Source organism: Yimella sp. RIT 621, from assembly GCF_004146205.1.
GTDB lineage: Bacteria > Actinomycetota > Actinomycetes > Actinomycetales > Dermatophilaceae > Yimella > Yimella lutea.
The window spans coordinates 1-333 of record NZ_SEIP01000044.1 but is presented as its reverse complement, the minus strand read 5'-3'; the positions used below and the strand labels follow the sequence as shown (position 1 = coordinate 333).

General features: G+C 63.4%; 1 protein-coding gene. It reads right to left on the bottom strand.

What is annotated here, in order from left to right:
• Positions 1–333: integrase core domain-containing protein (locus EU513_RS15610; RefSeq protein ID WP_129627813.1), on the bottom strand; the 333-nt coding region annotated here is incomplete at both ends.

The following is a 333-nucleotide window of genomic DNA, read 5'->3' as shown; positions in this document are numbered from 1 at the left end:
TGTTCTGTCCGGAGAGGTTAGGCACGCGGTCGATGGGTGATTGGCCCTTGAGGCTGGTGTGGCCGCGGTGGTGATTGTAGTGATGGAGCCATTCGGGGTAGGTCGCACGGCGGTCGGCTTCTGAGGTGTAAGCGCACGCGTAAGCCCATTCCTCCAGCAGGGTCCGGTTGAAGCGTTCGACCTTGCCGTTGGTTTGCGGCCGGTAGGGGCGGGTACGGCGGTGTTTGATGCGCGTGCCGAGCGTCTTGGCCCATAACCGGCTGCGGTAGCAGGCGCCGTTGTCGGTCAGGACCGCTTTGACGGTGATGCCATGGCGAGCGAAGAACTGTTGGG